This is a genomic window from Actinoallomurus sp. CA-142502, assembly GCF_050936355.1.
GTDB lineage: Bacteria > Actinomycetota > Actinomycetes > Streptosporangiales > Streptosporangiaceae > Actinoallomurus > Actinoallomurus iriomotensis.
In genome coordinates this window covers 2,675,602-2,697,167 of the sequence record NZ_JBNJMY010000001.1, presented here as the reverse complement: position 1 = coordinate 2,697,167, position 21,566 = coordinate 2,675,602, and the positions used below count along the sequence as shown (strand labels likewise).

At 71.8% G+C, this 21,566-nt stretch carries 26 protein-coding genes and 1 pseudogene; 12 read left to right on the top strand and 15 right to left on the bottom strand.

The window, feature by feature from the left end; translation table 11 throughout:
* Position 1 precedes the first annotated feature (1 nt).
* The 3 genes from ACQEV1_RS13155 to ACQEV1_RS13145 are packed head-to-tail and all read left to right on the top strand — an operon-like array spanning position 2 to position 2,574.
* On the top strand, positions 2-520 hold the full coding sequence (locus tag ACQEV1_RS13155) for a DUF1003 domain-containing protein (RefSeq protein WP_285618445.1): 519 nt from the start codon (positions 2-4) through the stop codon (positions 518-520).
* A 56-nt stretch (positions 521-576) separates the two neighbouring features.
* Positions 577-1,713 carry an Mrp/NBP35 family ATP-binding protein gene (locus ACQEV1_RS13150; protein ID WP_285618447.1) on the top strand — a complete coding sequence of 379 codons (1,137 nt, stop codon included), beginning with the start codon at positions 577-579 and terminating at the stop codon, positions 1,711-1,713.
* Positions 1,714-1,770: 57 nt separating this feature from the next.
* Positions 1,771-2,574 (top strand): glycoside hydrolase family 16 protein, encoded by an 804-nt coding sequence (locus ACQEV1_RS13145; protein WP_433394004.1) that lies wholly within the window; start codon positions 1,771-1,773, stop codon positions 2,572-2,574.
* Positions 2,575-2,581: 7 nt separating this feature from the next.
* On the opposite strand, the gene ACQEV1_RS13140 is transcribed toward ACQEV1_RS13145, so the two are convergent.
* The 5 genes from ACQEV1_RS13140 to sigE all read right to left on the bottom strand — a co-directional run bounded on the left by ACQEV1_RS13140 (position 2,582) and on the right by sigE (position 7,141).
* Positions 2,582-2,911, bottom strand: a complete 330-nt coding sequence (locus ACQEV1_RS13140) for a sec-independent translocase (protein ID WP_285570649.1) — start codon at positions 2,909-2,911, stop codon at positions 2,582-2,584.
* 93 nt (positions 2,912-3,004) lie between these two features.
* Positions 3,005-4,555: a trypsin-like peptidase domain-containing protein gene (locus tag ACQEV1_RS13135; RefSeq protein WP_433394001.1), complete on the bottom strand. Its 1,551-nt coding sequence runs from the start codon at positions 4,553-4,555 to the stop codon at positions 3,005-3,007.
* A gap of 171 nt (positions 4,556-4,726) precedes the next feature.
* Positions 4,727-5,797 (bottom strand): sigma-E factor regulatory protein RseB domain-containing protein, encoded by a 1,071-nt coding sequence (locus tag ACQEV1_RS13130; RefSeq protein WP_285618452.1) that lies wholly within the window; start codon positions 5,795-5,797, stop codon positions 4,727-4,729.
* Positions 5,794-6,345: an anti-sigma factor family protein gene (locus ACQEV1_RS13125; RefSeq protein WP_285618454.1), complete on the bottom strand. Its 552-nt coding sequence runs from the start codon at positions 6,343-6,345 to the stop codon at positions 5,794-5,796. Before ACQEV1_RS13125 ends, ACQEV1_RS13130 begins: the two co-directional genes overlap by 4 nt.
* 202 nt (positions 6,346-6,547) lie before the next feature.
* Positions 6,548-7,141, bottom strand: coding sequence for an RNA polymerase sigma factor SigE (sigE, locus tag ACQEV1_RS13120; protein ID WP_285618456.1), 594 nt, complete (start codon positions 7,139-7,141; stop codon positions 6,548-6,550).
* 139 nt (positions 7,142-7,280) lie between these two features.
* Here sigE and ACQEV1_RS13115 point away from each other — a divergent pair, with 139 nt between their 5' ends.
* Positions 7,281-7,904 (top strand): O-methyltransferase, encoded by a 624-nt coding sequence (locus ACQEV1_RS13115; protein ID WP_433393998.1) that lies wholly within the window; start codon positions 7,281-7,283, stop codon positions 7,902-7,904.
* Complete coding sequence (locus ACQEV1_RS13110) at positions 7,901-8,470, top strand: hypothetical protein (RefSeq protein ID WP_433393996.1); 570 nt, start codon at positions 7,901-7,903, stop codon at positions 8,468-8,470. The genes ACQEV1_RS13115 and ACQEV1_RS13110 overlap by 4 nt, the downstream gene beginning before the upstream one ends.
* A 7-nt stretch (positions 8,471-8,477) precedes the next feature.
* Here ACQEV1_RS13110 and ACQEV1_RS13105 read toward each other — a convergent pair whose 3' ends face one another.
* Positions 8,478-9,950 carry a leucyl aminopeptidase gene (locus ACQEV1_RS13105; protein ID WP_433393994.1) on the bottom strand — a complete coding sequence of 491 codons (1,473 nt, stop codon included), beginning with the start codon at positions 9,948-9,950 and terminating at the stop codon, positions 8,478-8,480.
* A gap of 111 nt (positions 9,951-10,061) precedes the next feature.
* Positions 10,062-10,229: a DUF3117 domain-containing protein gene (locus tag ACQEV1_RS13100; RefSeq protein WP_141954058.1), complete on the bottom strand. Its 168-nt coding sequence runs from the start codon at positions 10,227-10,229 to the stop codon at positions 10,062-10,064.
* A 158-nt stretch (positions 10,230-10,387) separates the two neighbouring features.
* Between ACQEV1_RS13100 and ACQEV1_RS13095 the strand changes: the two genes are divergently transcribed.
* The 4 genes from ACQEV1_RS13095 to ACQEV1_RS13080 all read left to right on the top strand — a co-directional run bounded on the left by ACQEV1_RS13095 (position 10,388) and on the right by ACQEV1_RS13080 (position 13,236).
* Positions 10,388-11,167 carry a PaaX family transcriptional regulator gene (locus tag ACQEV1_RS13095; protein ID WP_285618462.1) on the top strand — a complete coding sequence of 260 codons (780 nt, stop codon included), beginning with the start codon at positions 10,388-10,390 and terminating at the stop codon, positions 11,165-11,167.
* Positions 11,168-11,197: 30 nt separating this feature from the next.
* The gene (locus ACQEV1_RS13090) at positions 11,198-11,983 is read left to right on the top strand and encodes an enoyl-CoA hydratase-related protein (RefSeq protein ID WP_285618464.1); all 786 of its coding nucleotides are present in this window, start codon (positions 11,198-11,200) and stop codon (positions 11,981-11,983) included.
* A gap of 107 nt (positions 11,984-12,090) precedes the next feature.
* The gene (locus tag ACQEV1_RS13085; protein WP_433393991.1) at positions 12,091-12,483 is read left to right on the top strand and encodes a hypothetical protein; all 393 of its coding nucleotides are present in this window, start codon (positions 12,091-12,093) and stop codon (positions 12,481-12,483) included.
* A 570-nt stretch (positions 12,484-13,053) separates the two neighbouring features.
* A complete protein-coding gene (locus ACQEV1_RS13080) occupies positions 13,054-13,236 on the top strand; it encodes a DUF397 domain-containing protein (RefSeq protein ID WP_432705529.1) in 183 nt (60 codons plus the stop codon).
* Positions 13,237-13,240: 4 nt separating this feature from the next.
* Here ACQEV1_RS13080 and ACQEV1_RS13075 read toward each other — a convergent pair whose 3' ends face one another.
* The 7 genes from ACQEV1_RS13075 to dapE form a co-directional block, all read right to left on the bottom strand.
* Complete coding sequence (locus ACQEV1_RS13075; protein ID WP_285618467.1) at positions 13,241-13,816, bottom strand: DNA-3-methyladenine glycosylase I; 576 nt, start codon at positions 13,814-13,816, stop codon at positions 13,241-13,243.
* Positions 13,813-14,241 carry an SRPBCC family protein gene (locus ACQEV1_RS13070; RefSeq protein WP_285618469.1) on the bottom strand — a complete coding sequence of 143 codons (429 nt, stop codon included), beginning with the start codon at positions 14,239-14,241 and terminating at the stop codon, positions 13,813-13,815. The genes ACQEV1_RS13075 and ACQEV1_RS13070 overlap by 4 nt, the downstream gene beginning before the upstream one ends.
* On the bottom strand, positions 14,238-14,939 hold the full coding sequence (locus ACQEV1_RS13065) for a hypothetical protein (RefSeq protein ID WP_433393988.1): 702 nt from the start codon (positions 14,937-14,939) through the stop codon (positions 14,238-14,240). The genes ACQEV1_RS13070 and ACQEV1_RS13065 overlap by 4 nt, the downstream gene beginning before the upstream one ends.
* 70 nt (positions 14,940-15,009) lie before the next feature.
* Complete coding sequence (locus ACQEV1_RS13060) at positions 15,010-15,591, bottom strand: TIGR00730 family Rossman fold protein (RefSeq protein ID WP_285618473.1); 582 nt, start codon at positions 15,589-15,591, stop codon at positions 15,010-15,012.
* A complete protein-coding gene (locus tag ACQEV1_RS13055) occupies positions 15,591-16,397 on the bottom strand; it encodes a TIGR00730 family Rossman fold protein (protein ID WP_285618475.1) in 807 nt (268 codons plus the stop codon). Before ACQEV1_RS13055 ends, ACQEV1_RS13060 begins: the two co-directional genes overlap by 1 nt.
* Before the next feature lie 124 nt (positions 16,398-16,521).
* Complete coding sequence (locus ACQEV1_RS13050; protein WP_433393985.1) at positions 16,522-16,923, bottom strand: MerR family transcriptional regulator; 402 nt, start codon at positions 16,921-16,923, stop codon at positions 16,522-16,524.
* Positions 16,924-16,942: 19 nt separating this feature from the next.
* On the bottom strand, positions 16,943-18,004 hold the full coding sequence (dapE, locus tag ACQEV1_RS13045) for a succinyl-diaminopimelate desuccinylase (RefSeq protein ID WP_433393983.1): 1,062 nt from the start codon (positions 18,002-18,004) through the stop codon (positions 16,943-16,945).
* Between the two features lie 214 nt (positions 18,005-18,218).
* Between dapE and ACQEV1_RS13040 the strand changes: the two genes are divergently transcribed.
* The 3 genes and pseudogenes from ACQEV1_RS13040 (at position 18,219) to ACQEV1_RS13030 (ending at position 20,667) form a co-directional block, all read left to right on the top strand.
* Positions 18,219-18,992 (top strand): peptidoglycan recognition protein family protein, encoded by a 774-nt coding sequence (locus tag ACQEV1_RS13040; RefSeq protein ID WP_285618479.1) that lies wholly within the window; start codon positions 18,219-18,221, stop codon positions 18,990-18,992.
* Positions 18,993-19,041: 49 nt separating this feature from the next.
* Positions 19,042-19,863 (top strand): lysozyme, encoded by an 822-nt coding sequence (locus tag ACQEV1_RS13035; protein ID WP_285570704.1) that lies wholly within the window; start codon positions 19,042-19,044, stop codon positions 19,861-19,863.
* A gap of 79 nt (positions 19,864-19,942) precedes the next feature.
* A pseudogene (locus ACQEV1_RS13030) lies at positions 19,943-20,667 on the top strand (GH25 family lysozyme).
* A 59-nt stretch (positions 20,668-20,726) separates the two neighbouring features.
* Here ACQEV1_RS13030 and ACQEV1_RS13025 read toward each other — a convergent pair.
* Positions 20,727-21,563: a 2,3,4,5-tetrahydropyridine-2,6-dicarboxylate N-succinyltransferase gene (locus ACQEV1_RS13025; RefSeq protein ID WP_285570710.1), complete on the bottom strand. Its 837-nt coding sequence runs from the start codon at positions 21,561-21,563 to the stop codon at positions 20,727-20,729.
* Positions 21,564-21,566 lie beyond the last annotated feature (3 nt).

Genomic DNA, 21,566 nt, shown 5'->3' with positions numbered 1-21,566 from the left:
GATGAGCATCGGCCTGGACCGGGCGCGCGATCAGCGCCGCATCGGCCGCCTCGACCAGCCCCGGGACATCCGCCGGCAGCTGGTGCCGCGGCTCTACTACGACCCCGAGGCGTTCGGGCAGTTCTCCGAGAACATCGCGCGGTTCCTCGGCACCGCCCGGTTCCTCGTGTACATGACCGTGTTCGTCGTCGTGTGGTTCGGCTGGAACATGCTCGTCCCGCACGGCGTGCGGTTCGATCCGTACCCCTTCATCTTCCTGACCCTCATGCTGTCGCTCCAGGCCTCGTACGCCGCGCCGCTGATCCTGCTGGCCCAGAACCGCCAGGACTACCGCGACCGCGTGCAGTACGAGGGCGACCGGGCCCGGCACGAGCGCAACGTGTCCGACACCGAGTACCTCACGCGCGAGGTGGCCAGCCTGCGCATGGCGATGAACGAGGTCGCCACCCGCGACTGGATCCGCGACGAGCTCCAGCACCTGCTCAAGGAACTGGAGAGCCGCCGCGACGAGCCGAGGTGACGTAGATCCCGCCGCGTTGGTTCGCCCGCCGCCCGCCCGCTCAATACCATGGGGGTATGGCCTCCCCCACGATCGAGCAGGTGAATGCCGCGCTCGCCACGGTGAACGACCCGGAGATCCGGCGTCCGATCACCGAGTTGGACATGATCAAGGGCGTCGACATCACGCCCGAGGGCGGGGTGAAGGTCGCCGTGTTCCTCACCGTCGCCGGCTGTCCCCTGCGCGACACGATCACGCGCGACGTCACCGCCGCCGTCTCCAAGGTCCCCGGTGTCGCCGGAGTGCAGGTCGACCTCGACGTGATGAGCGAGGAACAACGCCAGGCCCTCCAGCAGAAGCTCCGCGGCGGCCAGGCGGCCAAGGAGATCCCGTTCGCCAAGCCGAACTCCCTGACCCGCGTGTACGCGGTGGCGAGCGGCAAGGGCGGCGTCGGCAAGTCCTCGGTGACGGTCAACCTCGCCGCGGCGCTGGCGGCCCAGGGCCGCAAGGTCGGCGTGGTCGACGCCGACATCTACGGCCACTCGGTGCCCCGCATGCTCGGCGTCACCGGCCGGCCCACCCAGGTCGAGCAGATGATCATGCCGCCCAACTCCCACGGCGTGAAGGTCATCTCGATCGGCATGTTCACCGAGGGCAACGCGCCCGTCGTGTGGCGCGGGCCGATGCTCCACCGGGCGCTGCAGCAGTTCCTGGCCGACGTCTACTGGGGTGACCTCGACGTCCTCCTCATGGACCTGCCGCCGGGCACCGGCGACATCGCGATCTCGGTGGCGCAGCTGCTGCCGTCCGCGGAGATCCTCGTGGTGACCACGCCGCAGCAGGCCGCCGCCGAGGTGGCCGAGCGCGCGGGCGCGATCTCCGCGCAGACCCACCAGACGGTCGCCGGCGTCATCGAGAACATGTCCTACCTGCCCTGCCCGCACTGCGGCGAGCCGGTCGACGTGTTCGGCTCCGGCGGCGGCCAGACCGTGGCCGACGCGCTCACCCGTACGCTCGGCACGTCCGTGCCGCTGCTCGGCCAGGTGCCGATCGACGTGCGGCTGCGCGAGGGCGGCGACCAGGGGCGTCCGATCGTGCTGGACGACCCGGACGCGCCCGCCTCCAAGGAGCTGCGCGGCATCGCCGACAAGATCTCCGGGCGGGCCAAGAGCCTGCGCGGCCGGCAGCTTGGTCTCACTCCGAACCGCGGTTGACCAACCCGAGGGTGTGTTCGCGCTTGACGCGCGGTGCCCACGTGATTTCGTGGATGTATGGCATTCGACGGGGTCATGCGGGGGACGGTGCTGGCCGCGGCTCTGGTGGTCGCGGCCTGCGCGTCGGTCGGCTGTAGCGGGCACTCAAAACGCTTAACGACGCCGCGAGGCGGAGACGCCACTCAGGCCGACGCGCCGGGCGGCACCCCGAAGTCCTGGGGTGCGCCGGTCCTGTGGGACGACTTCGGCGGCACCGCACTCGACACGCGCAAGTGGCAGGTGTACCAGGCGCCCGACGCCTCCAGCCATCGTGGCATCGCCGCCGGCACCCACGTCTCGGGCGGGGTCCTCGACCTCGTGGGCGGGGTCTACGGCGGCCGTGACCAGGGCGCCGGCGTGATCTCCCGCCTCGCCCAGACCTACGGCCGCTGGGAGGCCCGCATCCGGGCCGACCGGGGCAACGGCTACTCCGCGACCGCGTTCCTGTGGCCGGTGCACATGGGCGACCCGGAGTACGCCGAGATCGACTTCGCCGAGATCCTGTCGGGCAACCGCAGGAGCGGCGGCCTGTTCATCCACCACGGGCCCGACGACCAGCAGGTGCAGCGCACCACGCGCGCCGACTTCACCAAGTGGCACACCGTGGGCGTCGACTGGCTGCCCGGCCACGTGACCTTCTGGATGGACGGCAAGAAGACCTGGAGCTACACCGGGTCGTTCGTCCCGCGGCAGGCCGGGATGCAGCTCTACCTGCGCAACGAGATGCGCGAGGGGTTCCACCGCGCGCCGAGCACGCCCAAGCGGATCACCATGCAGGTCGACTGGATCCGGGTCTACCGCGCTCCCAGCAGCGCGCGGTGACGCGCGGTCAGGTCGCCTCCGGGTCGTACGGCGGCCGCTCGCCGAAGGGCAGCAGCGGCTCCTCGGCCGGCATCGGCCCCGGCTGATCGAGGTCGTCCAGGTCCTCCAGGAGGTGCTTGCGGACGAACCGGCGCGGGTTGAGGTCGGCCACGTCGAAGTCGGCGAACTCCGGGCCGAGGCCCTCGCGCAGGTCGTCCCTGGCGCTGTTGGCCATGGCGCGCAGCTGGCGCAGCGCGCGGCCCGCCTGCGAGGCGACCTTCGGCAGCTGGTCGGGGCCGAAGATGATCAGAGCGAGCACGACGAGGAGAAGCGCCTCACCGAGTCCTACGTCGAACACGCGTCCTCCACCTGATGCCCCGCGGCCTTCCTGCCGAGGCCGCGAATCCCAGCTTAACCGCGACCTCCCCCCGCGTCTGCCGCGCGGGACCCGTCAGTTACCCGCGCCCAGCGTGAGTACGGTCGTCGACCGCTGCGAACCGCGGGTGTAGGCGACCTGGACCCGGTCGCCCGGCGCCTTGGCGCGGATCGCCATGATCAGTTCGTCCGAGCCGGAGATCGGCTTGCCGTCGAACGCGGTGATGATGTCACCGGCCTTCAGCCCGGCCTTCTCCGCCGGTCCGCCGGGCGTGATCGTGCCGCCCTTGCAGGACTGGGCGCCGTCGGTGGCGATGCGGGCGCCGCCGCCCTGGTAGGACATGTCGATGCAGGCGCCGATCACCGCGTGGGTGGCCTTGCCGTTGTTGATCAGCTGCTCGGCGACCTTCTTGACCTGGTTGCTGGGGATGGCGAACCCCAGCCCGATGCTGCCGCTCTGCTGCTTGTCGCCGAGCGACTGGCTGCCGAGCGTGGCGATCGCGGAGTTGACCCCGATGACCTGGCCCTTGGAGTCGACGAGCGGGCCGCCGGAGTTGCCCGGGTTGATCGCCGCGTCCGTCTGGACCGCGTTGATGAAGGCGGACTCGCCGCCCTCGCCGCTGGTGCTCACGGGACGGTTGAGGGCGCTGACGATGCCCGTCGTGACCGTGCCGGCCAGGCCGAGCGGAGAGCCGATGGCGATGACGGGGTCGCCGACCGCCAGGTTGTCGGAGTCGCCGAGGGTGAGGGCCTTGCGACCCGCGAGGGTGCCCGGCTTGATCACGGCGATGTCGGAGGTCGGGTCGTGACCGACGATGGTCGCGGTCGTGGTCTTGCCGTCGCTGAAGACCACCTGCATGTTTCCGCCGCTGACGGCGGGCGCGACCACGTGGTTGTTGGTCACGATGTAGCCGCCGTTCACGACGAAGCCGGTGCCCGCCCCGCCCTCGGTGCCGTTCGTCACCTTGATCATCACCACGCTCGGCACCAGCCGCTGGGCGATGCCGGCGACCGATCCGGGGTCGCGGTTCTTGGCGCCGGTCGTGGAGGTCTTGCCGCTGCCGAGGTCGACGGTGCCGCTGTGATCACCGGTCGCCAGCACGCCGACGCCGGCGCCGAGCGCCCCGGCCAGCAGGGCGATGACGACGGAGACGACCAGGAAGAGGCTCGTGGACGGGCCACGGCGCCCACGCGGCTCCGGCGCGGGGACGGGCGCCCAGTTGGGGCCCGGCTGAGCGGGGTAGCCACCGCCCGGCGGCTGCGGGGGGTGGGGCTGCTGCTGGGTGTTCCAGCCGTTGTACGAGGGCGCCGCGTGGCGCTGCTGGTCGTACGGCTGCTCGTAGTGGTGCGGCGAGAAGGAGGGGCGTGGCCGGCCGGGCGCGTCGGTGTGCTGCGGTGCTCCGTACGGCGAGCGCGGTCCGGGGTCGGGCGGCGCCATGCCCTGCGGTCCGGTCGGCGGCCCGATGGGAAGCCCGCTCTGCGGCCCGGTGGGAGGTCCACTCGGCGGCCCACCGGCGACGATCTGGTCCGTCGGGCCCTGGGGACCCACGGAGTTCCGCGGCTCGAACTCTGCCGTGCGCCGGTCGTCCTGCGGCGGACCCCCGGGCGCGCGGTTGTCTTCCGTCATCACCTGACTCCTTGCCGACCGCGCATGGACCTGTCGTCGTCTCCCCCACTATGGCGCGCGAGGTATGTGGCGAGCATAAGCGACCTTGACGGTGAAACCCGCCGGTTCACGGCTTCATCCCCCGGTGACGAAACGACGTCGAATCCCCATAGCAAAGGGGATCTCCACAGATCAGTCAAATGGGTTGGCCCATGAGGTAAGCCGGTCGAGCCCGCGGTGGAGACGTCCCCAGAAACCCGTTTCGCCGTGGGGCAGCGCGGCCACCACGCTGTCGACGACGGGGGGCGGCGCGTCGGCGAGGACGGTGAAGACGTAGCCCCGGCTCGCCCACATGGCGCGCTGCTGCATCGTGTCGCTCAGGTAGACGGTGCGGCCGCCGCGGGTCGCCTTGTGCCAGTCGGCGACGCTGCCGGCGTCGAGCGTGCCGCGCTGGAGGAAGACCGAGACCACCGAGAGCCCGTCGGAGTAGCTGAGGTGCACGACCGGGCCCTGGCCGTCGAGCTGCCGCGCGTCGTACAGGCTGAGGCGGTCGGGCAGGGTGTCGCGGACCGGCCAGCCGCGGTAGCGCAGCGAGCCGAGGTCGGCGCCGGCGAGCTGGTGCGCCCAGGGCGCCTCGACCGTGCGCGGCGCGGACGTCAGGACGTACTGCGTCTTGGGCGCGGTCGGCCGGATCTCGGTGAAGAACGTGAGGTTGACCTCGCGGCCCTGCTGGTCGAGCAGCTCACGCCGGAGCATGAGCCCGGTCTGGCGGTCGATGTGGAAGCGGCCCGCCGCGCTGCCGTCGGCGCGCCGCGCCTCGATCACGGACGTGGCGCGGCCGGACACCTCGCCCTGGCCGGCGCGCACGACCGCGTAGTTGCGCGCCAGCAGGTCGAGCATCTTCGAGGTGTAGCCGGTGAGCCCGCCGGTGCGGTCGGAGTCGTCGGCCTCGAACATCTGGCCGCCCTGGTCGGCGGTGGTGCTCTGCACGCGCATGTGAGTGCCGTCGCCGGGCACGTGGGTGACCTTGACCAGCGAGGTGGTCGCCATCCCGCTGCGGCTCCAGGCGGTGATGAACTGCGTGCCCTCGTACGGCGTCGTGCGCGCCGCGCCCTCGGCGCCGCGCAGCAGCCGCAGCGCCTCGGGGTCGGACTGGAGCCGGGCGCCGCTCGCCGTGTCACCGGTCGTGACGAACCACAGCATGAGAAGCGCGGCGGCGATGCCTCCCGCCATCCACGAGTTGCGCGAGATCCGGTGAGTCACGGGCTATCGCTGGTCTTCTCTGCCGGCTTGGGGTCGGTCAGGGGAACGTCGCCCGACGTCAGGGCGTGTTCGACCGCGAACTGCTCGACCGATGGAGCCACGCGCGGCAGCGAGCGTGGGTCCGAGCCGGCGGCGAACGCCGCGGAGCCGATGCCGAGCACGGCCAGGGTCGCGGCGCCGGCGACGAGGTAGCGGCCGCGCGGCAGCCGGCGGCGCGCGGCGGCACGGCGCGTACGGCCGGCGGGACGGGTGTCGCGGGGACGGGTGGCGGGACGCTCGGCGGACGGGCCGCGGCTCTCCCCGGGGAGGCGACGGGCCGCCGGCGGCAGCGGGTCGCCGGGCTCGCCCATGGCCTGGAGCCGGGCGAGCAGACGCTCGCCCGGGGCCGCGTCGCCCATCGCGCGGAGCCGGCGCTTGAGGGCTCGCAGCTCGTCGGCCTCGGCCCGGCACAGGTCGCACGCCGCGAGGTGCGCCAGGGCACGGTCGCGTTCGTCGTGCCCGAGCTCGCCGTCGACCAGCGCGGTGAGGCGCTCCCCCAGATGACTCATGGGCCCTCCTTCGTCGGAGGAGTGACCACAGGGCCGCGTCTTTCGATTCCCTCGCTTCGCTCGGTCATGAGCCCTCCCACGTCGGAGGGAGTGACCACAGGACCGCGTCTCTCGATTCCCTCGCTTCGCTCGGTCATGAGCCCTCCCACGTCGGAGGGAGTGACCACAGGACCGCGTCTCTCGATTCCCTCGCTTCGCTCGGTCATACCGCCTCCTCGGGACGGCGGCGCCGGGGACCGCGGTGTTCGAGGGCGGCGCGCAGCTGCGCGCGCCCGCGGTGGATCCGGCTGCGTACGGTGCCGAGCTTCACGCCCACGGTCGCGGCGATCTCCTCGTACGACAGGCCCTCGATGTCGCAGAGCACGACGACCGCGCGGTAGTCGGGGGCCAGGCCGTCGAGTGCCGCCTGGATGTCGGCGTCGAGCTTCTTGTCGTCGTAGGCCTGGGCGGGAGTGGGCTCGTTGCCGTGCAGGCGCTCGGCGGCGTCCTCGGCGAGCCCTTCGAAGCGGATGCGCTGCCGCCGCCGCGCCTGGTCGAGGAACAGGTTGGTCGTGATGCGGTGCAGCCAGCCCTCGAAGGTGCCGGGCTGGTAGTTGGCCAGCGACCGGAAGACGCGGACGAAGACCTCCTGCGTGAGGTCCTCGGCGTCGTGCGGGTTGCCGGTGAGCCGGAACGCGAGGCGGTAGACGCGGCCGGAGTGCTCGCGCACGATCTCGTCCCACGAAGGGGGTGTCCAGGCGATGCCGGCGTCGCGCACCGTCGCTCCCCTCTCACGCAGAAGTACTGCCACCGCCATACTGCCCCGTTTCTTCCTTTCCGCCTACCGGCTGCCGTGGCCCTCCTGAAGAACGTGACGATAGGCGGCGGAGTTCCCCACCCGCAGTAGTCTTTGACCTCGCAGGCTAAGGCTCCATGAGGAGGAAGTCATCGACGCGGTGAAGGCCACACTGGCCTACGTGGAGCAATACCTCCCCGAGGACGAGCCGCTGCGCAACGCGCGCCGTCGCGGCGAGGACGTGGGCGCGACGCCCATCGGTCCGGCCGGCGGCGCCGCCCTCAGGTTCCTCGCGACCGCCATCAGCGCGCGCACGGTCGTCGAGATCGGCTCGGGCTGTGGCGTCTCCGGCATCTGGCTGCTGCGCGGCATGCGGCCGAACGGCGTGCTGACGAGCGTCGACGTCGAGCCGGAGAACCAGCGGCTGGCCCGCGAGGCGTACGCCGAGGCCGGCTTCCCGACCTCGCGCGCCCGCCTCATCACGGGCCGCGCACTGGACGTGCTGCCCCGTCTCACCGACGGAGCGTACGACCTGGTCTTCTGTGACGCGATCAAGCAGGAGTACCCCGACTACCTGCCGGAGGCGCTGCGGCTGCTGCGGCCGGGCGGCGTGGTGGCCTTCGACAACGCCCTGCGGGGCGACACGGTGGCCGATCCCGCCAACCGCTCGCCGGACACCGTGGCGGTCCGCGAGCTCGGCCGGCTCGTCCGCGACGACGACCGGCTGACGGCGATGCTGCTGCCGGTCGGGGACGGGCTCCTCGCCGCGGTGAAGGGTGAATGAGGGTACTCCGGCGACCGGTCCCGGATGACGCGCGGCCGGTGGGGTGCTCTCTCGTCCTGCTGGTGTTCTCGGCCGTCTTCGCGGCGGCCGCCGTGCCGTCCCTACCGGGGTTCGGCGCGGTGCTCTACCTGCTGGTCGGCGTGGCCGGAGTCCTGCTGTTCGGGGCCGGCCTGGCGACGGCCGCCGGCCGGTTCCTGGCCCGGCGGCCGGTCCTCGAACTGGACGAACGCGGTGTACGCCTGCCGGCGCCCTGGCCGTGGCCGCGGACCCGCGACCGTGTCCTCGACTGGACGGACCTGGCCGCGGCGATCGTGTGGAGCACCCCGTCGCCGCGCGGCCGGCGTACGGTGACCGGTCTGGCGTTCCTGCCGACGGCGGCCGCCGCCGAACGCACCCTGCCGCCCCCGAGCGCCGAGATCCTGGCGCTGGGCATGGACGACGTGCCCGGCGTGGCGTCCGCGCGCTGGGCGACCCGGATCCAGCCCGGCTGGGACACGGACGCCGAGCGGATCCTGACCGAGGTACGCCGTCGCGGCCTCCCGGCCGTCGACGCCCGAACCCGCTGACCCGGCGTCAGTTCTCCTTGTTCCCGAGCCAGCGCAGGAGCAGGCGGACGCCGTAGCCGGTGGCGCCCTTGGTGATCTCGGCGTCGTCGGAGGTGGCGCGGGCCGGGCCGGCCACGTCCAGGTGGGCCCACGGCCGGTCGCCGGCGAACTCCCGCAGGAACAGGGCGGCGATGACGGAGCCCGCGCCGTAGCCGCCGCGGCCGATGTTCGCCACGTCGGCGACGTCGGAGTCGATCGCCGGGCGGTACTCCTCGACCAGCGGCATCCGCCACAGGGACTCTCCGCTGTCCTCGCTCGCGCCCAGCAGGTCGCCGGCCAGCGTCTCGTCGGTGGAGTACATCGCGGCGTACCGCAGGCCGAGCGCGACCTTGGCGGCGCCGGTCAGGGTGGCGATGTCGACGACGGCCGCCGGGGCGAGCTCAGCGTCGGCGTACGCGAGCGCGTCGGCCAGGACCAGGCGGCCCTCGGCGTCGGTGTTGAGGACCTCGGAGGTGGTGCCGCCGTAGTGGCTGATGACGTCGCCGGGGCGCATCGCCGAGCCGGACGGCATGTTCTCGGCGGCCGCGACCAGCCCGGTGACCCTGACCGGCACGCCCAGCTCGCGCAGCGCGCTCATCACGGCGATGACGACCGCGCCGCCCGCCATGTCGGTCTTCATGGTCTTCATGCCCGCGTTCGACTTGAGGGACAGGCCGCCCGAGTCGAAGGTGATGCCCTTGCCGACGAGCACGATGGGACGTGTGTCGGCGACGCCCTCGGGCTCGTAGGTCAGCTCGATCAGACGCGGCGGCCGGGCCGAGCCCGCGCCGACCGCGATGAGCCCGCCGAAGCCCTGGGCGGCGAGCGCCACCTCGTCGCGTACGCGTACCGTCAGCGAGCCGTCCGCGGCGAGCTCCTCCGCGCGTTCGGCGAGCCACTGCGGGCACTTGTCCAGCGAGGTGGTGTTGGTGAGGTCGCGGGCGAGCGCCACCGCGCGGGCGACCGCCGCGCCGCGCTCCAGGACGGCCGATGAGGAGGTGACCACGCTGATCGACTCGGCGCCGGGCCGCTTGGCGGTGCCGCCGACGCGAAAGTCGTACGACGCCAGCAACAGCCCCTCCGCGAAGGCCGCGAGGGCGTCGTCCTCCGCTTCCGACGGACCCCCGACGATCACCTTGCCGCAGCCTCTGACCTGCCGGGCGACGGCCGCGCCCGCGCGCCGCAGCGCGGAGACCGACCCGTCGCCCACGCCGAAGAGGAGCAGCTCGGTGATGCCGTCGCCCATGCGGAACGGAGCCCTGACGATCTCTCCCGGCTCGCCTTTCGCGTCCTCGTGGGCGAGCAGGTCCGCCGCGCCCAGCGCGAAGATGCCCGCCAGCCCGTCGGCGTACGCGGGGTCGATCTCCGGCCCGGAGCGTACGGGGACGGCGACCGCCTCGGCCGTGGTGGCGGCGTCGCGGATCGTCCCGTCGAGCGCGCGGAGCTGCGTCTGTAGTGGCACGTACTCTCTCCTGGCCCTCTCCTGATGAGCAGTGAGGCCCCGGCGTCAGCCGGGGCCTCACTCGATGAATCGACTCGACCGGAACGATCCGCCCGGTACGGGCGAGGCGTCCTAGCCGACAACACCCTTCAAAGCGTCCCCGAGCTCGCCTGCCTCATCTGCCGACAGTTCGACAACGAGCCGCCCGCCACCTTCGAGCGGGACACGCATGACGATTCCGCGCCCCTCCTTGGTAACTTCGAGCGGACCATCGCCTGTCCGCGGCTTCATCGCCGCCATGCGTGCATCCCCTTCCTGCCTAGGGCCGCGTGGGGCCGCCGGGCTTCCTTGGCCGCTGACCCGCCTGCCGCATCAACGTCAACTGTGGTGGACCATTATCCCGTTTTCGGGACGCTAAGTGGTAACGATCAGCTCGGAGATCGTCAGACTGGAGTTCTATGAATGCCCGTTCTGCCCTCTTCGACCTCTACGGTGACCACCTTCGGACCCGAGGCAGAAGCGCACCGATCGCCTCGCTCGTACGGCTGCTGGCGGCCCTGGACATCGCCGCCCCGGCCGCGCGCACCGCGGTCTCGCGCATGGTCCGGCAGGGGTGGCTGTCACCGGTACGGCTGCCTCAGGGCCGCGGGTACGCGCTGACGACCAAGGCCGTGCGGCGCCTCGACGAGGCGGGACGGCGCATCTACCGTGACGCGCCCGACACGTGGGACGGACGCTGGCATCTGCTTGTTATCCAGCATATTCCCGACCGAGCGCGTCGCGACCGGCTACGGGCCGGGCTGGGCTACCTCGGCTACGCCGCGCTCGACGACACGACGTGGATCAGCCCTCGCGCCTCGGCCGAGCTGGAGCCCCTGTTCGCGACCGAGGGCGTGCGGGCGGAGCGGTTCGCCGCCGGCTATGACGGCGACGCCCGCGGCCTGGTGGCGCGCGCGTGGGACCTCGACGGGCTGGCCCGCGCGTACGAACGCTGGATCGACGAGGCCGCCGAGCTCCTGGCGACGTGTCCCGGGGAGGGCGACGAGGAGGCGTTCGCCGTGCGCAGCCGGCTGGTGCACGAGTGGCGTAAGTTCCTGTTCCGTGACCCGGGGCTGCCGGCGACGCTGCTGCCCGACGACTGGCCCGGCACCAGGGCCGCGCGATTCTTCGACGAGGAGGCGGCGCGGCTCTTGCCCGCGGCCTCGCGGTTCGTCGATCGTTGCCTCGATGGCCGGTAGAGACCTGTAGTCGGTCGAAGGAGCCCGAACGTGCCGGAGAGCGTGCAGTACGACCTGGCGGACGGTGTGGCGACGATCACGCTCGCCCGCCCGGACGCGATGAACTCACTCACAGTGACGGCCAAGACGGAGCTGCGTGAGGCGGTGGAGCGGGCGCGGGACGACTCCGCCGCGCGCGCGGTGCTGCTGACCGGCTCCGGCCGCGCGTTCTGCGTGGGCCAGGATCTGGGCGAGCACGCGGACAACCTGGAGGCGGGCCGCGGCCTCGACGGCACGCTCGAGGACCACTACGCGCCGATCGTCCTGGCGCTCAGCGGCATGCCGAAGCCGGTCGTCGCCGCCGTCAACGGCGCCGCGGCGGGCGCCGGGCTGTCCTTCGCGCTGGCCTGCGACGTGCGGATCGCGTCGGAGAAGGCCTCGTTCGCCACCGCCTTCACCCGCATCGGTCTGACGCCGGACAGTGGCCTGTCCTGGACACTGCCACGCGTGGTCGGCCGCGCCAAGGCGCTGGAGCTGCTGCTGCTCGCCGAGCCGGTACGCGCGGCCGAGGCCCTGGAGCTCGGTCTGGTGAACGCCGTCGTGCCGCCCGAGTCGCTGGCGACCGCGGCCCGCGACCTGGCCGCCCGGCTCGCGGCGGGCCCCACGGTGGCGTACGCCGCGGTGAAGGCGGCGGTGGACCACGCGGCGGTGACCGACCTCGCCGGCGCGCTCGCCAAAGAGGCGGAGCTCCAGGAGTCCTGCGCCCGGACCGCCGACCACGCCGCCGCCACCAGGGCGTTCCTGCGCAAGGAGCAGCCCGTCTTCCACGGCCGCTGACGACCGTCCGCGGGCGCTGGATGCGCGAGACGGCGAGAGGTTGTCACGGCGGCCTCAACCGGACATAACGCGTTGCGCGAGTGAGCCGGACGGTTACTCTCCGACCCATGGCGACGCGAACCGCGCTCACGGCGGGGGCGATCGGAGCCGTCACCGCCGCCTTGCTGGTGGTCTCGGTGGTGCCCGATCCCGTGGGCTGGATCGCGGCCGCCGTCGTGACGGCATCCGCCGTACCCGCCGCGGTCACGGTCACCCGCCGGCCGATGGCGGACACCGTCAGGCGAAAGCGCACGCCCGCGGAGGGCATCGTCGACTGCGCCGGACAGAGCCTCGGCATCGGCGACACCGTACGAGCCGGAGACGGCTTCGACGGCCCGATGGAACTGGGCTTCGGCCGGGGCGTGGTGGTGAAGGTCGGCCGTGGGAAGGCACATGTCCGCTTCAACGACATACCCGGGCAGGTTCACGCGGTCACGCCCGGCACTCTGCGCCGGCTCTAGTCGCGGCGCGTCCGCTTGCGGCCACGGCGCCGGCGGCGACCGTTATTCAGAGCCACCGGCCGGCCCGCCCGCCGCGGGGAACGCACCGTACGGCGTCGCGCGCCCGGCCCGGATCCGCACCGTGGCGCGGCGGACACCGGAACAGCACCGCGCGGAACGGCATTCCGCGTCCACTCGCGATCGAGGCGGTGATCGATGAGCGAGCCGTTGATCGCTTGATGCGGACGGCTCGTGCACCTTTTGGGTGCGACGTAAATTGGGCGGGCCAAAGATTTACTCGTACTACCTGCGAATTGTGCGTACGCTGCATGGAGGGGGATTCTCCGGCCAGTGCCTCGCCGGGGTAGGACATGCCTCGGTGAATGCAGGGACGGCGAACACGTTGACCGGGCAGCGGGGGTAGACGCGACCACCGACTCGCGCTTTGGGCTGCCTGCAACCCATGTCACCAGGCCGGTGAAACCCGTCCGGCCGATTAGGGAGAGGAACCGTGAGCACGACCGACTCCGCCCACTGTTGGCGTCGAGAAGCATTCGGCAGCCGTTCCACTACCGCGAAAGAGGGACTGAAATGACCGCCCGCTGGCGCCGCAGCAGCCGCAGTGGCCACGCCGGCGACAACTGCGTGGAAATAGCAATGAGTACGCGCCTGAACGCCAAGTCCATTATGCTGAACCCGCCGCAGAATGGAAAAGGTCCAAGAAAAGACGACCTCATCCGCAGCCACCGGGCCCACCCCTGGGACCGGCTCTGAACGATCAGTCCGCGATGTAGGCGCCACGCCGGTGACACTCCACCAGGTGGTCATCGACCAGCCCGCACGCCTGCATCAGGGCGTAGACGGTCGTGGGACCCAGGTGCCGGAAGCCATGCCCCTTGAGCTCCTTGGCCAGCGCCTTGGAGCCGGGGGTGATGGCCGGCACCTCCGCGACCGTCTTGGGGGCCGGCGCGCCCGGGTCGGCGTACTTCCACACGAGAGCGGCCAGCCCGTCCGGCAGGTCGAGCGAGGCGCGGGCGTTCGCGATCGCCGCCTCGATCTTGCGGCGGTTGCGCACGATGGACGCGTCGGCGAGCAGCCGCTCGACGTCGGCCGGGCCGTACGCCGCGACCTTCTCCGGCGCGAAGTCGTCGAAGGCGCGGCGGAAGCCCGGTCGCTTGCGCAGGATCGTCAGCCAGGACAGCCCCGACTGGAACGCTTCCAGACAGAGGCGCTCGTACAGCCCGCGGTCGTCGCGGACCGGCCGGCCCCATTCGTCGTCGTGGTAGGCGATGTAGTCGGGCGCCGAAACGCCCCACGGGCAGCGTGCCAGCCCGTCGGGGCCGATCATCGTCATTCGAACAGTTTAGCGAGACGGCGGAGCGAGGTGTGGAGCATGAGACGGGCGAGCGGGCCGACCGCGATCCAGCCCGCGCGGCCGATCGGGCCCAGCGGCAGGTCGATCAGCTCGGCCCAGGTCACCCGGCACCGTCCTCCGGGGATGTCCAGCAGGTCGAAGCGGCCCTCGCCCCGCACCAGCCGCCCCGTGTGACGGACCGCGACACGTGTCGGCGGCGTCCACTCGGAGATCACCATGGTGTCGAGGAAGCCGATCGGCCCCACGCCGGTCCAGGCCTCGACGCCCTCTCCCTCGGCGGCGCCGCCCTCCGCACGGGTGAAGGGCACCCACTCACCGTGCATCTGCCAGTCGACGAGCAGTTCCCACACGTGTTCGGCGGGCGCCGGCATGTCCACCGTGGCGTGCACGGCCACGCGGCTCACTCGCCGTCGTCCTTACGCTCCACCGGCCGCTCGGCCGGTTCGGCGGCCTCGGCCGGTTCGGTCGGCTCCGGGGACTCTGCATGCTCGGCGGGCTCGGCGGGCCGCTCTCGCGACGCCTCAGCCGGCTCTTCCCCCGCAGGCTCGGCCGGGCGCTCCTCGGCCGCGTCGGCCTCCTCGGCGTCGCCGGGCCGGTCGACGATCGTCTGCCAAGGGTCGCCGATCCGCGTGGACCCCTCGGAGGGAGCGTCCACGCGGGTGGGGAGAGGGTCCAGACGCGACAGGCCGAGCGGGATGTCGGTGCGGGTGACCATCGGGTCGGGCTCGTCGTCGCGCGCCGCGGGAAGGGCCGCATGCCGGTCGCCGCGCCGCTCCGGGCGCAGGTCGGGCCGCGTGTCGCCGTCGCGGCCCTGACGCGCCTCGGCGAGTTCCTGCTCCAGGACGGCGATGCGCGTGTCGCGCTCGGTCAGCTCGTACGCGAAACGCTGCAGCGCCTCGTCGGTGATCTGCTTGTGGTAGCCCCAGAGCCCGAGCGGTAGGCGCAGGAGCGCCGCGTCGGTGCCGCCGACGGTGCGGCGTCCCGGCAGGGCCAGCGGCGGGTGGTCCGGGTGCTCCGTGGAGAGCTGCCCGCCTCCGCCCACGGCCACGACGACGATCGCGCCCAGCACGGCCACGGCGGCCAGCGCGACGGTGATGGTCATGACGAGCAAGATCGAGCTCCCCTCTGTGCCTCGATCACCCGATCGTGCCACACCTGGCACCGCTCCCGGCTCAGGGCTCGGATTCGACGTAGTCCTCGGCCGTCGCCTCCAGGCGTACCGGAGTGCGTTCGAGGTGGTCGAAGGCCTCCGTCACCGTGCTCGCCCAGCCGATCGCGTCGAAGATGCGCGGCCGGGCGAAGCCCTCATCCAGCAGGTGCTTCATCAGATCGCGCAGCGGTTCGTACAGGCCGTACGGGTCGAGGATGGCGATCGGCTTCTCGTGCATGCCCAGCACGCGCGAGGTCCAGATCTCGAAGAGCTCCTCGAGCGTGCCCAGCCCGCCCGGCAGCACCAGGAACGCGTCCGAGCGGCGGTCCATCTCGCCCTTGCGCGACCGCATGTCCTCGGTCACGATCAGTTCCGCGTCGTCGTCGGCGATCTCGACGTCGACGAGCGCCCGGGGGATGACGCCGACGGTGTGGGCGCCGCCGTCACGGGCGGCGCGCGCGACGGCGCCCATGCACGACACGGTCGCGCCGCCGCTGACGAGGGTGTGTCCCCGGCGGGCCAGTTCCTTGCCGGTCTCCTCGGCGAGGTCGAGGTAGCGGCGGTCGATCCGGCCGCTGGAGGAGCAGAAGACGCAGATCCGCATCAGGAACCGTTGCCTCCCTCGGCCGCGAGCTCGTCCTGCGCGGCGCGCTCCTCCAGCAGGCGCTCCTGCGTCTCGTGGGCGCGCCTGACGATCTGGACGACCTCGGCCGGGTCGTCGGTGACGTGGATCAGATCCATGTCCTCGTCGGCGATCTTGCCGGCCGGCAGCATCTGGTTCTTGATCCAGTCGATGAGGCCACCCCAGAAGGCGGTGCCGACCAGCACGATCGGGAACCGGGTGATCTTCTTGGTCTGGACGAGGGTGATCGCCTCGAACAGCTCGTCGAGGGTGCCGAAGCCGCCCGGCAGCACGATGAACGCCTGGGAGTACTTCACGAACATCGTCTTGCGGACGAAGAAGTAACGGAACTCGATGCCGATGTCGACGTAGTCGTTGAGGCTCTGCTCGAAGGGCAGCTCGATGCCGAGCCCGACCGATTTGCCGCCCGCGGAGACGGCGCCGCCGTTGGCGGCCTCCATGATCCCGGGCCCGCCGCCCGTGATGACCGCGTACCCGGCCTCGGCCAGCGCGGCGCCGATCCGCTGCGCCAGGACGTACTCCTCGCTGTCCGGCTTGGTGCGCGCGGAGCCGAAGACGCTCACGGCGTGCGGCAGGTCGGCCAGCAGGCCGAAGCCCTCGACGAACTCCGCCTGGATGCGCAACACTCGCCAGGGGTCGGTGTGCACCCAGTCCGAGGGGCCACGGGCGTCGAGGAGTCTCTGGTCGGTGGTCGTCGACGGGATGGCCTTGCCACGGAGTGTGACAGGGCCCTGCCGCCTCCTACGCGGCGCCTGGTCAGATCGCATGCCCATTACCGTAGCCAGGGAAGCAACCGGTTTAACTCGCCCGGCGGTCGCGTCATGAGGAAGCCACCCGCCGTACGCCCCGTCGTCGCCCTGCGAGCGTGCCGTGGCCGCCGATCGTCCCCGGTCAGGGGGCCGGGACGATCCGACGGCGTTCGATGTCGTCGTAGATCTCGATCTTGTGGTTAATCATCGTGAGGTCGTGCCGGAGCTGCTCGAGGCGGGCCACGACCTCGTCGCGGTGCTCCAGCAGAAGCGCCTTGCGCTCCGCCGCCGTGGCCGTGCCCGCGCGCGCCAGCTCGGCGTAGCGGAGGATCGTGGCGATCGGCATGCCCGTGGCGCGCAGGCGGGTCAGCAGGACGATCCAGTCCAGATCGCGCTCGGTGTAGCGGCGGTGCCCGCTCGGGTCGCGCTCGGGCCGCTCGCGGAGCGCGCCGATGCGTTCGTAGTAGCGAAGAGTGTGGGTGGAGACGCCGGCGCGCTCCGCCGCCTCCGCGATGGTGAGTGCCTCGGTCACCGTCTGCGTCATGAGACCGCCTTCCAGTAGGTCACGCCTTGAGCCAGCCGCGCATGCGCTCCTCCCCCGCGAAGATGCGCGGGATCTCGACGTACTCGTCCTTCGTGTGCGACAGGCTCGGCTCGCCGGGCCCGAAGTTGACCGCCGGGATGCCGAGCGCGGAGAACCGCGCGACGTCCGTCCAGCCCAGTTTGGCCCGTGCGGCCGACGCGCCGCCGATCGCCTCGACGAACGCCGCGGCGGCCGGCTGCGTGAGGCCGGGACGGGCGCCCGCGGCGCCGTCGACGACGGTCACGTCGTACCCGGTGAAGACCTCACGCAGGTGCTTCTCGGCGTCTTCGAGCGACTTGTCGGGAGCGAAGCGGTAGTTGACGGTCACCACGCACTCGTCGGGGATGACGTTCCCGGCCACGCCGCCGTTGATGAACACCGCGTTGAGCCCCTCGTGGAACTCCAGCCCGTCGACCACGGGACGGCGCGGCTCGTACGCGCGCAGGACGTCCAGCACCGCGCCGGCGTTGTGGATGGCGTTCGAGCCCATCCAGGATCGGGCGCTGTGCGCGCGCTCGCCCGGCACCCTCACGTCGATCCGCATGGTGCCCTGGCAGCCGCCCTCGATGACGCCGGCGGTGGGCTCCATGAGCACGGCGAAGTCGGCCTGGAGCAGCTCGGGACGGGTGTCGCCGATGCGCTTGAGACCGTTGCGCGCCTCCTCGATCTCTTCGCACTCGTAGAAGAAGTACGTCACGTCGCGGTTGGTCTCGGCCAGGGTGGCGAGCTTGAGCTGGACGGCGACGCCGGCCTTCATGTCGCCGGTGCCGCAGCCGTAGAGCCGGTCGCCTACGACCCGGGAGGGCAGGTTGTGGTTGACCGGGACGGTGTCGATGTGGCCGGCGACGACGACACGCTCACTCCGCCCCTGGGACGTGCGCGCGATCACCGTGTCGCCGTCGCGCTCGACGGCCAGGTGCGGAAGTGCCCGCAGTGCCTCCTCGATGGCGTCGGCGAGAGCCTTCTCGTCGCCGCTGACGGATTCGATGTCGACGATCGCCGCGGTCAGTGCCGCCACGTCCTGGTTCAGATCGAGCCGCATGAGCCCTCAGCCTACTTCCGGTGTGCCCGGATCCGGCCAACCCCCACACGGTGGAGGGGTTCTTGACGACACTTCTGACCTGTACTGACTTATCGATCTGCCAACGGAAAGGGAGTCTGTTGGGGGAATTTTCCACCTTCCCGGAGGTTACTGGGTAGGATATTTACATATGGCGGGAGCGGAATCAGCTTTCGACCGCAGGGAGTCCCCCGCCATGCCCGACACATCATCCTTCGGCCGCCGCCACTTCATGGCGCGCGCGGCCGCCGTCGCGGGTGGTGCCGCACTGCTCGGGGCGGCCGACCTCACCCGATCGGCCCCGGCCCACGCCTACACCAAGCCGCGTATCTACACCCGGGCGGAATGGGGCGCACGGCCCCCGACGTCACCGGCGCAGATCATCGCCGCGCCCGACCACCTCGTGGTCCACCACATGGCCTTTCCCAACTCCACCGACTACTCGCTCTCGCACGCGTTCCAGCTGTCTCGCGACTGCCAGGACCTGCACATGGACACCAACGGCTGGGCCGACACGGGACAGCAGCTGACCATCAGCCGCGGCGGCTACGTGATGGAGGGCCGCAACCGCTCCCTGGAGGCCATCGGCAAGGGCGCCAACGTGATGGGCGCCCAGACCGCCAACGAGAACGGGCACACCCTCGGCATCGAGAACGAGGGCACCTACACCAGCGTGCTGCCCCCGACCGCGCTGTGGAACGCCCTCGTCCAGACGCTCGCGTGGCTCTGCGACGACTACGGCCTCGACCCGCACGCCGCGATCGTCGGTCACCGCGACTACAACAGCACCGAGTGCCCGGGCGACGCGCTGTACGCCAAGCTGCCCCAGCTGCGCAACGACGTCGCCACCGCCCTCGGTGCCTCTCCCCTCCGCGCCGAGCGCGCGACCCCGTACGTCCGGTCGAACCTGCCCGGACCCCGCCGTCGTGGCGACCACGGTCCCGCCGTCGGTCCCCGCGAAGGCTCCTGAGGCACCGCCGCCTCCCTCTCCCCCGCCCCCCGCATCCCCAGGAGGATCCGTGGCCCGCCGCCTGATCCGCCGGATGAGCACCGCCGTCACGGCGCTCGCCCTCGCCGGCACCGCCCTCGCCCTCGGCCCCGCCGCCGGCGCGTCCCCCAACCCGATCACCCACCCCGACCAGGACCACATGGGCTGGAGCCTCGCCGCCCGCTCGGGCGCCACCCCGGGAACCGTCACCCCGGCCGTCTCCGGGCTGCCCGGCCTGGACGTGTCCAGCCACCAGGGCAATGTCAACTGGACCACGGTCAAGAACAACGGCGCGAAGTTCGCCTACGTCAAGGCGACCGAGGGCACGTCGTACACGAACCCGTACTTCAGCCAGCAGTACGTCGGCTCGTACAACGTGGGCCTCATCCGCGGCGCGTACCACTTCGCGACCCCGAACACCTCCGGCGGCGCGGCGCAGGCCGACTACTTCGCCGCGCACGGCGGCGCCTGGTCCGCCGACCACCACACGCTGCCGGGCGCGCTCGACATCGAGTACAACCCCTACGGCGCGACCTGCTACGGACTCAGCCAGGCGTCGATGCGCAGCTGGATCCACGCGTTCGTCAACGAGTACCACGCCAAGACCGGCCGCTGGGCGGTCATCTACACCACGCTCGACTGGTGGAGCTCCTGCACCGGCAACAGCGACTCGACCTTCGCGCAGAACGACCCGCTGTGGATCGCGCGTTACTCCAGCTCGGCGGGCACGCTGCCGGCGGGCTGGGGCTTCTACACGTTCTGGCAGTACGCCGACAGCGGTACGTTCCCCGGCGACCAGGACGTCTTCAACGGCACGGCCGACCGGCTGCTCGCCCTGGCCGACAACACCTGACCCCGCCAGGTGTGAGGGGTCCCCGGCGGCCGCCCCGCCACCGCCGGGGACCCGCACATCTGCCGCGTAAGGAACGACGATGTCCATCCGCAGCCTCATGACGGCGCTCGCCGCGGCCGTGCTGGCCGCCGGCTCCACCTTCGCGACGTCCGCTCCGGCCTCCGCCCGTACGGCGGCATCGGTGCCCGGCTTCGACATCTCCGGCGCGACCACCAACGTCGACTGGGCGGGTGCCGTGGCGGCCGGAGCGAGATTCGTCTTCATCACGGCGACCGAGGGCACCGCGTACCAGGATCCGAACTTCGCCCGCCTGTCCTCCGGCGCGTACGCCGCCGGTCTCATCCGGGGCGCGGCCCACGTCGCCGTCCCGAACGCCTCGGGGGCCCGGCGCAGGCCGACTTCTTCGCCACGCACGGCGGCGCCTGGTCGGCCGACCACCGGACGCTGCCCGGCACCCTCGACCTGGAGTTCGACCCGTACGGCGCGGCGTGTTACGGCCTCGGTCAGAGCGCCATGGCCGGCTGGATCGCCGGCTTCGTGAACGAATACCACGCGCGGACCGGCCGCTGGGCGATCATCTACACGACGCCGAGCTGGTGGAACCAGTGCGTCGGGACGAGCACGGACCTCGGCGCGCGGGACCCGTTGTGGGTGTCCGCGTACGGCGCCGCGCCGCCGCTCCCGGCCGGCTGGACCGCCTACACGTTCTGGCAGTACGCCGCCGAGGGCACGTTCCCGGGCGGCCAGGACGTCTTCAACGGCACGGCCGACCGCCTGCTCGCGCTCGCCGACGGCACCTCCTGACCCCGCCGGACGCCGGGGCCCGTACGCGGGCCCCGGCGCGCGTTCAACGCGAGGGAGGCCTACGCGCTGAGGCCGTGGTCGCGCAGGATGTCGTTGAGCTGGGACTTGTCGTGGCGCATGCCGGGCTCCAGGCGCTTGATGACCAGCACCGCGGGCATGCCGAACGTCCCGCCGGGGAACTCCTTGAGCCGCGTGCCGCCGACCGCGACGCACCAGTCGGGGATCCGGCCGCGGCCGAGTTCCTCACCCGTCTGCACGTCGATGACCGGCATGGACGCCGACAGGTTCGTGCCCGAGCCGACGACCGCGCCCTTGCCGACGCGCGCACCCTCCACGATCATCGAACGGCTGCCGATCATGGCCTCGTCCTCGATGACGACGGGCCGGGCGTTCGGCGGCTCCAGCACCCCGCCGATGCCGACGCCGCCGGACAGGTGGACGTTCTTGCCGATCTGCGCGCACGAGCCCACGGTCGCCCACGTGTCGACCATCGTGCCGGAGTCGACGTACGCGCCGACGTTCGTGAACGAGGGCATCAGCACCACGCCGGGCGCGAGGTAGGAGCCCCACCGCGCGATCGCACCGGGAACGACGCGCACGCCGTCGAACCGGGTCTTCAGCGGGATGCGGTCGTGGTACTGGAAGTCGCCGGCCTGCGAGGTCGTCATCTCGAGGACCTTGAAGCCGAGCAGGATCGCCCGCTTGGCGCGCTCGTCGACCACGACCTCGTCGGTGGTCTCGTCGACCTGGGCGACGCGCGCGGTGCCCGCGTCGATCTGGTCGATGGCGGCCAGGATGGCCGAGCGCGCGTCCGTGTCCTCGGGACTGAGTTCCGCTCGGCGTTCCCACAGCTCGTCGATGGCGCTGGAGATCGGGCTGGTGAACGTGTCGGTCATGGC

Excerpts from the sequence above, each read along its gene's own strand:
- ACQEV1_RS13085 (WP_433393991.1), top strand. The coding sequence starts at position 12,091 with ATGGCGACGCGAACCGCGCTCACGGCGGGGGCGATCGGAGCCGTCACC.
- sigE (WP_285618456.1), bottom strand. The coding sequence starts at position 7,141 with ATGGCGGTGGCAGTACTTCTGCGTGAGAGGGGAGCGACGGTGCGCGAC.
- ACQEV1_RS13150 (WP_285618447.1), top strand. The coding sequence starts at position 577 with ATGGCCTCCCCCACGATCGAGCAGGTGAATGCCGCGCTCGCCACGGTG.
- ACQEV1_RS13025 (WP_285570710.1), bottom strand. The coding sequence starts at position 21,563 with ATGACCGACACGTTCACCAGCCCGATCTCCAGCGCCATCGACGAGCTG.
- ACQEV1_RS13065 (WP_433393988.1), bottom strand. The coding sequence starts at position 14,939 with ATGACCATCACCGTCGCGCTGGCCGCCGTGGCCGTGCTGGGCGCGATC.
- ACQEV1_RS13040 (WP_285618479.1), top strand. The coding sequence starts at position 18,219 with ATGCCCGACACATCATCCTTCGGCCGCCGCCACTTCATGGCGCGCGCG.
- ACQEV1_RS13110 (WP_433393996.1), top strand. The coding sequence starts at position 7,901 with ATGAGGGTACTCCGGCGACCGGTCCCGGATGACGCGCGGCCGGTGGGG.
- ACQEV1_RS13075 (WP_285618467.1), bottom strand. The coding sequence starts at position 13,816 with ATGACGATGATCGGCCCCGACGGGCTGGCACGCTGCCCGTGGGGCGTT.
- ACQEV1_RS13135 (WP_433394001.1), bottom strand. The coding sequence starts at position 4,555 with ATGACGGAAGACAACCGCGCGCCCGGGGGTCCGCCGCAGGACGACCGG.
- ACQEV1_RS13095 (WP_285618462.1), top strand. The coding sequence starts at position 10,388 with ATGAATGCCCGTTCTGCCCTCTTCGACCTCTACGGTGACCACCTTCGG.
- ACQEV1_RS13050 (WP_433393985.1), bottom strand. The coding sequence starts at position 16,923 with ATGACGCAGACGGTGACCGAGGCACTCACCATCGCGGAGGCGGCGGAG.
- ACQEV1_RS13080 (WP_432705529.1), top strand. The coding sequence starts at position 13,054 with ATGACCGCCCGCTGGCGCCGCAGCAGCCGCAGTGGCCACGCCGGCGAC.
- dapE (WP_433393983.1), bottom strand. The coding sequence starts at position 18,004 with ATGCGGCTCGATCTGAACCAGGACGTGGCGGCACTGACCGCGGCGATC.
- ACQEV1_RS13055 (WP_285618475.1), bottom strand. The coding sequence starts at position 16,397 with ATGCGATCTGACCAGGCGCCGCGTAGGAGGCGGCAGGGCCCTGTCACA.
- ACQEV1_RS13100 (WP_141954058.1), bottom strand. The coding sequence starts at position 10,229 with ATGGCGGCGATGAAGCCGCGGACAGGCGATGGTCCGCTCGAAGTTACC.
- ACQEV1_RS13060 (WP_285618473.1), bottom strand. The coding sequence starts at position 15,591 with ATGCGGATCTGCGTCTTCTGCTCCTCCAGCGGCCGGATCGACCGCCGC.
- ACQEV1_RS13125 (WP_285618454.1), bottom strand. The coding sequence starts at position 6,345 with ATGAGTCATCTGGGGGAGCGCCTCACCGCGCTGGTCGACGGCGAGCTC.
- ACQEV1_RS13145 (WP_433394004.1), top strand. The coding sequence starts at position 1,771 with ATGGCATTCGACGGGGTCATGCGGGGGACGGTGCTGGCCGCGGCTCTG.
- ACQEV1_RS13155 (WP_285618445.1), top strand. The coding sequence starts at position 2 with ATGAGCATCGGCCTGGACCGGGCGCGCGATCAGCGCCGCATCGGCCGC.